The following is an 8,923-nucleotide window of genomic DNA, read 5'->3' as shown; positions in this document are numbered from 1 at the left end:
AGGAAGCGCGCGGCCACCTGTGGCGCGGGCGGTCCACGCTGCGCACGCTGCGCGCCGGCACCCGCTTGACGATCCTCGATGCACCGCTTAAGCAACTGGGCGAAGCGGCCCCGTTTGCCGTGCTGCGCGTGACCAGCGTGGGCGTAAACAATTTGCCGTCGCCGGCGCAGCAGGCCTTGGCCGAGCTGTTTGGACCGATACCGGAGCTGCTGCAAGAGATCGTGCGCGGCAAGGAGCCGGAGGAGTTTGCACTGGTGGTCGCGCAGGCGCGCAAGAGCGGTTATGCGAATTATTTTGAAGCGGTGGGGGCCGACGTGACGTGGCGCCCGCAACTTGAGGGCAGCGACGGGCGCGGCCACCATCGCCCGACGGCGCCGGGCGCGCAAAGCGCGATCGTGGTCGGACCCGATGGCCATGACCAGGCCAGTGGCGCCGACGAATTGTATTGCGACCGGCTGGGACGGGTGCGCATCCGCTTTCACTGGCAGGACAAGGGTGACGCCACTTGCTGGGTGCGCGTTGCGCAGCGCTCGGCCGGGGGCGGAATGGGGAGCCAGTTCCTGCCGCGTATCGGGCAGGAAGTGTTCGTCCAGTTCCTCGAGAACGATATTGACCGGCCGATCATTGTCGGCGCCTTGTACAACGGGCAGGGCGAGGGTGGTGTTGCGCCTACGCCTGGCGGTGCGGCCGAGGGTGAAGACCAGTCGGCGCGCTTTGGTCCCGCGCACGACCATGCGCCTTCTGCGCAGGGCAACGTGGCCGGTGGTAACAGTCCGTTGTGGCACGGCGCATCTGCGGAGTCGAAAGGCCATCGCAACGGCGCCGCACAGTGGGGCGTGCGCAGCAAGGAGTTTGGCGCAAACGGCTACAACCAGTTGCTGTTTGACGACACCGATGCGCAGGGGCGCATTCAACTCAAGAGCAGCCACGCGGGCAGTGAGCTCAATCTTGGGCATCTGGTGCACGGCGCCGATAACTATCGCGGCAGCTTTCGGGGCAGTGGGGCGGAACTGCGTACCGATGCTTACGGTGCGGTGCGGGCCGGGGCGGGGTTGTTAATTACGAGTTACAAGACGGCGCACGCTGCTGCTAGTCGCGATCCGGTGGGGGACAATGCGCCGGGGATTGCGATGCTCAAGCAAGCCGTCAAGTTAGGCGAAACGTTCAGCCAGGCGGCCACGACCCACAAGACGGTGGCGCTGGCCGCGCATGCGGGCGCTGCCAAGGCAAACGAAAGCGTGCTTGACGAGACCGCGTCGCCCCTGAAGGCGATGATGGTAGCCGTGTCAGGGATGGTTGGCAACGACACGCTTGCCAGTGCCAAGACTGATGCTGGTGCCAAGACAACTGCAGCTAGCGATGGGAAGGTGCCGCATGCAAGCGACGCGATCATCGCGATTGCGGCGCAGGCGGGCCTGGGCGTCAATGCCGGGCATAGCGTGCAACTGGCGAACGGCGAAACCGTCACGCTGGTCAGCGGGCAGGATACGCAGTTTATCGCGGGCGGGCAGATGCGGATGCAAACGGGGCAGGCTATCGGGGTGCTTGGAGGCGCGGTGAAGTGCGGCGAGGGCAATCTTGGCTTGCAGTTCATTGCGGCGAAAGACCCGATTACAATCGAGGCGCAGTCCGACGTCGTTAATGTACAGGCGCGCGACGTCGTGAGCGTCATGAGTGCGAACGCACACATTGATTGGGCGGCGGCAAAAAGTATTAGTTTGTCTACGGCGGGTGGTGCGAACATTACTATCGATGGCGGCAATATTACTGTGCAGTGTCCAGGGAAAATTGCCATTCACGCCGGTAGGAAGAGTTTTACCGGCCCAGAAAAACTGAACTATACTCTGCCAGTTTTCGGCAAAAGTGTTTGTAAGAATTGTTTAATGGAAGCAATGCGCTCAGGTGCACCAGGAGTGATTATCTAATGGAGTCAATACAGAATTTGATTGATTGGACGCATTCCGTAGCCGCTCGTGGTCAGTATGCGTATTTGCTCATAGATGGCGCCCAACATGAAGACAGTCACCTTTGGCTGGAACGCCGCAATATTCATTATGTTTCGCTATTTGATGGCACGGATCAGGCAGCGCTGCGCGGGATCGCGCCTTTGCTTGTCCCTTTGAACGAATGTCACGACGGCATGACGCAAAACGTTTGGAAATGGGCACTCGACCTCGGAGCCCGCGCCCCCTGCCTCAGTTGGGCGGAATGTTCACTGCCGCTTAATCAATTTATAGTACATCTAGGCCATTTCCACAGCATCGGCCTCAACGATCGCCAAGTTATGTTGTTACGCTGGTACGACACTCGGGTCATGCCGGTATGGTTCGCGTGCTTGAGTGATTCTCAACGAGACATATTTACTGCGGGCATGTTCAGTCTCAAATTTCTTGATCGTTTCGGTAACGCCACGCTTCTGTTCAGCACGCACGTACCGAAAATCTGTTTCGTTGGTCCATCCTTTGGTGAACAATTACTCACATTGGATGACGCGCAGTTCGCAATGTTGATGAATGCGAGCGAGCTCGACACGCTGATTAAACACATTCGTAATGTAATTTCAGATGAAGTCAATTTGGTTTCGAATAAAAAACTATATGAGTTCGTCGGGAATTATCAAGCGATTGCTTCAACCGCCGGTATTAATGATTTAGATCGCCAGACACAAGTCGTGCTGCTCGCCCTTTATACATCCGGAAAGGGTATTGAGCACCCCTTATTCCAAAGTGTACTGAAGTCCCCTCCTTCCAATATAGACGCGTTTCATGCTTTGATTGCCTCTTTGCCGGATGCCGTTTGGATGGCAGGACCGCCGTTATGGGATTTTGGAATGGAAAAACCAGTTTTTCCGTTGAAGTTTGATGAATATGAAAGCTAGTTATCATCTAACCTGCTGTGTGTTGTTTTTAGTGATCGGGTCGATTACCGGAGCGACATGTAACGCGACTTCTCTGAGTGCATTTAATTCGGCGCCATCTACTAGATCTGCACCGGATCGCTTGGTTGGTCCACTGATCGAATACATTCGACAGGTTATCAAGGATGAAACCGATCTAGTTCCGGTCAAAACATTACATGACTTTGTTGCGAAGTACCAGTTAATTGCTATTAAGTCGGGCGTAACCGATATTGACAGGCAAGCCCAGTACGTCCTGTTAGCGCTGTATACCACGGGCAAAGGTGTGGAGGACCCACTTTGTATCAGTCTCATGGCACATCCGCCCAAAAGTCTCGACAATTTTCACGCTGCGATCAATAACTTGCCAGCGCGAGTCTGGGCAGCGGGACCTCCTTTATGGGAAACAGCCTCCATCCAAAAACCTCTCAGGTCGGAAATAAAAAGATGAGTTCATCATGTCTGAAACTGCCATTGCTGATTTTAGTTGGCGTGACGTTGCTGAGTACGGCTTGCGCAAAGCAGACCGCTAGCATAAGTGCAAATTTAATGGCCTATAATCATAGTTTAAGCGGCGTAGCCTCATTCGAAGTCTCTCTAAGTAATGGTTCCACTGTGCAGGCCGGTTACATCGCTCCCGGGGCAGGCGGAGGCTCTCATACTTGCTGCATTATGTTGCCTGTGGCTTGGACCCCAACGTTAACGGCGACCGTCAGAAAAGTTTCTACTCGTAATGGCCAGGAACAGACTTTCGTTCAAAAAGTGGCGATTCCCCGCTACGACGGGTCGCTGCCAAATCACCTAAGCGTGCATTTCCTTAATGATGACAGCGTCAAGGTATTTATTACGGACTACCTGCTAGGTCATCAGAAATATCCACTACGGGGGAAGGAAGCCGAAATGGTACCGGGGGTTCCTCTTGAAATACGGTGGAAGTAATATCGTGAATTGTTGGCGTTCTCCATCTTTTTTGGAAAAAAAATGACGATTGTATATGCGGGTCGACCTGTACCTTTCGACGGGAAAAGAAGGTTAACTGGTAAGGAAGCGGCGCAACGCGCAAAGGCGATGGCATGCCTTCGCTCAGCCGATGGCCATTGCAAGGGGCAGTTGAACGTTGGCGTGTTTTTTGACGGCACGGGAAATAATGAGGCGTGGACGGAAGATGGTTATAGCAAATCGCAACGTGCCCGTAATAAGCATAGCAACGTAAGCAGACTATTTGATGCTCACTTAGATGATACCAAAATGGGATTTGTAAAAATCTATGTGCCGGGTGTCGGAACACCTTTTAAGGAAATTGGTGATACATGGTCATGGCGAACGTCAAATATAGGTAATGGTTTTGCGCTCATGGGTGCTGACCGAATTAATTGGGCAATAGCCTCAATATTTAAGGCTCTCCATGAGTATTCGACCGGCCAAGTGACGTCTGCCTTTACCAATCTCGCTAAAAGTTTAATGGTTATGGAGATGAGCCAAGAGAATCTACTGCCTGGCGACAGAGAGGGGCAAAAGCGTTGGCGAATGTTGACGGCCGTTGAGGAATATGTGGCTGCCGTATTACGAAAGCCTGGCAATTTGCAGGTTACGCAAATGAATATTTCAGTATTCGGTTTTTCCCGCGGGGCGGCGCAAGCGCGAGCTTTCGTTCACTGGCTTAATCATATCTTTGATATTGATGGAGATGGCTTTGAGATTGCGGGTGTGCCTGTACGAATCAGTTTCTTGGGGATTTTTGATACGGTTGCAGCAGTCGGAGTTGGAGATGTTACGCCAGTTACCTTTGGTCATATGGCTTGGGGGAAAGATACGCAAAGTATTCATTCATCTGTCCAAGAATGCGCTCACTTTATCGCTCTGCATGAGCAGCGCGGTAGTTTTCCTCTGGAGTCCGCGACTGGCTCTGGGAATACGGGTTATCCGGGTATGCACTCTGATGTCGGCGGTGGCTATTATCCTGGTGAGCAGGGTAAATCGATGCCGACCAAGGTAAATCCTTCACCCCATCTGTCCCAAATTCCGCTGCTTGATATGCATTTTGCGGCATTGAAAGCAGGGGTGCCGATGAGGACCATCGAACAGATTCATGGCGAACCCAACATTGCGGCTAGCTTTTCTGTGGATCCGAATTTACTGAAGACCTACAATTCGTGGTTGAGCACCTCGGGCATTAACGGAGGCACCGTCAAAGAATTTACGCAGGCACATTGCCGTCAGTATCTTCGATGGCGAGGAATGATGCATACAACCCTTGGCAAAAATGTTGCAAAGCAGGATTTTTTCAAAAGGGCGAATCCTGGCGATCAGAAAGATTTGGAGGAGGCTGATACTGATTTAGGTGTTATGCTGCAATCCTGGCGTGAACGCCGCGAAGCGAATTCAACGGTGGCAGGCCGCATATGGCAAACGAGTAAAGAAGCGTTGCGTCACTTAACTCCGGTGTCAATGTATTTCGTAGACCGGCAAGATCCTCTTAGTGCGCACGAGGAAAATTTCTTCCATATTTTTTTTGAAGGCGATCTTCCGCCGCCGGCAAGTATCGCGCTGTTCACAGAATATGTCCATGATTCGCGTGCCGGGTTTCGTATTCTAGGGAACCATGAGCCGCTGTGGTTGACCGGTGGATATGCTCGTTTTCGTAATGTCTTTTTGCAGACTCCAACTGACGCCCGGCTTTATTCTGCCGCAAACGAATCTCTCAAGCAAGTGAAAGGGATTGCCAATTCCACTGTTGACTATTTTCAACGTTTATATTCTTCTGCTTTAAGTAATTATAACGATGTTAGGTTAAGAATAGAGCAAGGCGCCAAGAAGGTTCAAACGAAAGCCGAGGAAGCGCGCTTGGCCGCAATTGCAAAAGCAGAACATTTTAAGTCTGCAGCGGAGAAGACGGCAAATCAGGTCAAGAATGCTGCAGTTGAGACGGGGCATACGCTGCACGATGCGGCAATACATACTCGCGACGATATCGAAAACGCGGCTGTGAAAACCGGCCGACAACTGAGAGATGGGGCCGTTGGTACCGCGCACGAGTTGAAATCAGATGCTGTCAAAGCTGGCCATAAGCTGGATGCTGTTGCTATCAAAACTGGCGCGGAAATTAGTCAGGCGTCAACAAGAGCAGCAAGTGCGATTCGCCAGCGGGCCATCGTTGCTAACCAAAAGATCCACGATGCTGCTGTCATATCAGGTGTAAAAATTAGACAGATCACCGACTCTGCTGGAGCTGAAATTATCCGGCTGAACAAGGAATTGATTCGTGGAGCGAACGAGCAGGCACGGTTGTACCACGAGGCGCAAACGAAGATTGTGCGGCAATACATTGCGGCGGAAAACGAATGGAAAAAGCAAATTCGCCAACGTTGGGAAAACAAGTAAGCTGATTCTCGAAACAGTGTCTTTACGGGTGGATTATCCTGCGGCTCAATGCAGATGCAAGGCAAGGAAGCGCGCGGCCACCTGTGGCGCGGGCGTTCCACGCTTCGCCGGCACCCGCCTGACGATCCTCGATGCACCGCTCAAGCAGCTGGGCGAGGCGGCCCCGTTTGCCTTGCTGCGCGTGACCAGCGTGGGCGTGAATAATTTGCCGTCGCCGGCGCAGCAGGCCCTGGCCGAGCTGTTTGGACCGATACCGGAGCTGTTGCAAGACATCGTGCGCGGCAACGAGCCGGAGGAGTTTGCACTGGTCGTCGCGCAGGCGCGCAAGAGCGGTTATGCGAATTATTTTGAAGCGGTGGGGGCCGACGTGACGTGGCGCCCGCAACTTGAGGGCAGCGACGGGCGCGGCCACCATCGCCCGACGGCGCCGGGCGCGCAAAGCGCGATCGTGGTCGGACCCGATGGCCATGACCAGGCCAGTGGCGCCGACGAATTGTATTGCGACCGGCTGGGACGGGTGCGCATCCGCTTTCACTGGCAGGACAAGGGTAACGCCACTTGCTGGGTGCGCGTTGCGCAACGCTCGGCCGGGGGCGGAATGGGGAGCCAGTTCCTGCCGCGTATCGGGCAGGAAGTGTTCGTCCAGTTCCTCGAGAACGATATTGACCGGCCGATCATTGTCGGCGCCTTGTACAACGGGCAGGGCGAAGGTGGTGTTGCGCCCACGCCTGGCGGTGCGGCCGAGGGTGACGACCAGTCGGCGCGCTTTGGTCCCGCGCACGACCATGCGCCTTCTGCGCAGGGCAACGTGGCAGGTGGTAACAGTCCGTTGTGGCACGGCGCATCTGCGGAGTCGAAAGGCCATCGCAACGGCGCCGCACAGTGGGGCGTGCGCAGCAAGGAGTTTGGCGCAAACGGCTACAACCAGTTGCTGTTTGACGACACCGATGCGCAGGGGCGCATCCAGCTCAAGAGCAGCCACGCGGGCAGTGAGCTCAATCTTGGGCATCTGGTGCACGGCGCGGATAACTATCGCGGCAGCTTTCGGGGCAGCGGAGCTGAACTGCGTACCGATGCTTACGGTGCGGTGCGGGCCGGGGCGGGGTTGTTGATTACGAGTTACAAGACGGCGCACGCTGCTGCCAGCCGTGATCCGGTGGGGGACAATGCGCCGGGGATTGCGATGCTCAAGCAAGCAGTGACGTTGGCCAAGACCTTCAGTGATGCGGCCGTGACGCACAAGACCGTAGGGCTCGCGTCGCACGCGGGTGCGGCCAAAGCTAACGTAAGCACGCTTGATATCACAAGCGCGCCGTTAACAGCGTTGATGAAGTCGGTCTCGGGCATGGTGGCCGCAACTAGTCTGCGCGACGCCAAGGGCGACGCCGAGAAAAAAAATACCAAGCCTCGCGAGTCCACGCTTCCTCAATCGACGGACGCGATCATTGCGATTTCCGCACAGGCGGGTTTTGGCATAACGGCGGGGCAGAGCATGCAGCTAGCCAACGGTGAAACTGTCACGTTGATGAGCGGGAGAGATACCCAGTACTTCTCCGGCGGCCAGATGCGTGTGCACAGCGGGCAGGCGATTGGCATGCTCGGCGGCGCAGTGGCAGCCGGTGAGGGCAATCTCGGTTTGCAGATGATTGCCGCCAGAGATGCTATCGACATCCAGGCGTTGGCTGATACCCTCACCGCGCAGGCGCGGGATGAGGTCAGTCTCGTGAGCGTCAATGCGCATGTCGACTGGGCCGCAGCCAAGAGCATCAGCTTGTCGACTGCGGGCGGCGCGAACATCACAATTGACGGTGGAAATATTACTGTGCAGTGCCCCGGGAAAATCACCATCCACGCAGGCAAAAAATCGTTCGATGGGCCTCAGAAATCGAGTTACAAGCTTCCTGTGTTGCCAGTTGTTGCGGTCGAACTCGCAGTGGCGCGAGTCCTGAAAAGCACCTTCGCCTTTGATCAGTTGACTGCGGCAGCGAAGAGGCTAAACAAAGCCGAATTTGTCGGGATGCTGGTCCACGTTTTTGGTTTCGATATCCCAGCACCGATCTATCTCAAGTTGCAAGATGGACTAAAAAAAGGAACGATACCTAATCCTAAGATCGTGCTGATGACCGGCGGGCATTACCCGGCCTCCTTCGACAACGAAACGCGCATCATCATGGTCCATCAAGTGGCAGCCGATCGTGCGGTGAAAGACAACGAAGAGTCGGGCGAACTCCTTATTGCGCTAATCCACGAATTTGGACACTATATTGACGTCGTATTGCGGGAGGATCTTGCGGACAAGGACGAGGACGGAAAATCGACAATCGCACGCGACTCCGAGAAGGAAGAGGGCGCTGCGTTCGCTTATGAAGTCGCGTTCCTTGATTACAAAGATACTCACGAAACTATTTATGCAACGTATTCATCTCCGCAGTACAAGGGCCCGCTAAAGATAAACTACGCCGACATCCGCCAGGAAATCAAGCGCGTTCAGGCTCAAGATGCCCAACGTCAAGATGGTGCTGAAGGCCCAATCCACCCAAGTTAAGACCTTTCAACAGTTTTTCTGAGTCATCTTCTTGTGTGGTTTTACGCCGGGCTTCCTGGGCTTCGAACGATTCTCTCGATGGCGATAGGTCTTCCCGGCAA

At 54.8% G+C, this 8,923-nt stretch carries 4 protein-coding genes and 1 pseudogene; all 5 read left to right on the top strand.

The genetic code is table 11. The features are described 5' to 3' along the window. A partial coding sequence (locus tag ACP7D4_RS27085; protein ID WP_426212450.1) for a type VI secretion system Vgr family protein occupies positions 1 to 1,925 on the top strand: 1,925 nt, incomplete at its 5' end. Continuing rightward, entirely contained in the window at positions 1,925 to 2,878 is a 954-nt protein-coding gene (locus tag ACP7D4_RS27080; RefSeq protein ID WP_426212448.1) for a DUF4123 domain-containing protein, read from the top strand. The genes ACP7D4_RS27085 and ACP7D4_RS27080, both read left to right, overlap by 1 nt. A gap of 417 nt (positions 2,879 to 3,295) precedes the next feature. Further along, a complete protein-coding gene (locus ACP7D4_RS27075; RefSeq protein WP_426212446.1) occupies positions 3,296 to 3,835 on the top strand; it encodes a DUF3304 domain-containing protein in 540 nt (179 codons plus the stop codon). A 12-nt stretch (positions 3,836 to 3,847) separates the two neighbouring features. Then, a complete protein-coding gene (locus ACP7D4_RS27070) occupies positions 3,848 to 6,277 on the top strand; it encodes a phospholipase effector Tle1 domain-containing protein (protein WP_426212444.1) in 2,430 nt (809 codons plus the stop codon). A 48-nt stretch (positions 6,278 to 6,325) separates the two neighbouring features. Next, a pseudogene (locus ACP7D4_RS27065) lies at positions 6,326 to 8,189 on the top strand (type VI secretion system Vgr family protein); the annotation flags it as partial. Positions 8,190 to 8,923 lie beyond the last annotated feature (734 nt).

This window comes from Massilia sp. TWP1-3-3 (genome assembly GCF_049897805.1).
Lineage (GTDB): Bacteria > Pseudomonadota > Gammaproteobacteria > Burkholderiales > Burkholderiaceae_D > Telluria_A.
This window is presented reverse-complemented; position numbering and strand designations above follow the sequence as displayed.